Here is a 1347-nt window from a genome sequence, read left to right on the forward strand (position 1 = left end):
CCGCCGACGGCGGCCCGGCGTCCGCGCCGCACCCCGCCGCCCCGTACGAGCCGCGCTCGCCGCACGAACCGCCGGGCCCCCGGGTGCCCCACAGCTCGCGCGGGCCGGAGACCGCGCGCGAGCCCCACAGCGCGGAACCGCCTTACGGCGCGCGGGAGCCCCGGGCCCGCCAGGCCGAACCCGGCGGCGTCCGGGAGCCCCGGCGGCCGAACGACCCGGAGCGCCCGTACGACCCGGAGCGCCCCTACGGCCCGGAGCGATCCTACGAGCCGGAGCGACCCCGCGCGGCCNGGAGCGATCCTACGAGCCGGAGCGACCCCGCGCGGCCTACCGGCCCCGCTCCCACGGCTTCGCCGGGAGCCGGCTGCGGCAGCGCCTGGACGCCCTGCGCGAGCTGGTCGGCCTGTCCCGCACCCGCCTGGACGGCCGCACGCTCGCCGAGGCCGGACGGGTGCTCGACGCGGCGGCGGCGCGCGGGCGGCACTCCCTCGGGCACACCGTCGTCGCCCTCGCCGGGGCCACCGGCAGCGGCAAGTCGACGCTGTTCAACCGCCTGGCGGGCGCCGCGCTGTCCGACGCCGGCGTCCGCAGGCCCACGACCGCCGCCCCGATCGCCTGCTCCTGGACCGACCACGCCGACGGCCTGCTCGACCGGCTCGGCATCCCGCCCGGCGACCGCCGCCGCCCCGCGCAGCCGTACGACCCGGCGCTGCGCGGCCTGGTCCTGCTGGACCTGCCCGACCACGACGCGGCCGCTCCGGGCCACCGCGAGCGGGTGGACCGGACGCTGGAGCTGGTCGACGCGGTGGTGTGGGTGCTCGACCCGGAGAAGTACGCGGACGCGGTGCTGCACGAGCGCTACCTGCGCCCCCTGGCCGGATACGCCGAAGTGACCTTCATCGTGCTCAACCAGGTCGACCGGCTGCCGGGCGAAGCCGCCGACCAGGTCCTCGACGACCTGCGGCGGCTGCTGGACGAGGACGGGCTCGCCCTCGGCGAGCACGGCGAGCCGGGCGCGGCCGTCCTCGCGGTCTCCGCGCTGACCGGGGAGGGCGTCGGCGACCTGCGGGAGGCGCTGGGGCGGTTCGCCGCCGAGTGCGGCGCCGCCGAGCGGCGGCTGGCGGCGGACGTGGACGGCGCCATGGCGCGGCTGCGCCCGGCGTACGTGCTGGACGTGCCGGAGGAGTCGCGCGGTGGGCTCACCGAGGGCGCGCGGGCCGACTTCGAGGACCGGCTGGCGGCCGCGTGCGGCGCGGCGGCCGCCGGGCAGGCCGCGGAACGGGCCTGGCTGCGCGACGCGTCCCGCGCGTGCGGCACGCCGTGGACCCGGCTGCCGCGCCGCGCCCG

1 pseudogene is annotated in these 1347 nt (G+C 80.3%); it reads left to right on the forward strand.

Annotation, left to right across the window (positions count from 1 at the left end):
• Window positions 1-364: 364 nt before the first annotated feature.
• Window positions 365-1347: pseudogene (locus RKE29_RS29865) on the forward strand (GTPase); the annotation flags it as partial.

The sequence above is a fragment of the Streptomyces sp. B1866 genome, from assembly GCF_031932565.1.
Lineage (GTDB): Bacteria > Actinomycetota > Actinomycetes > Streptomycetales > Streptomycetaceae > Streptomyces.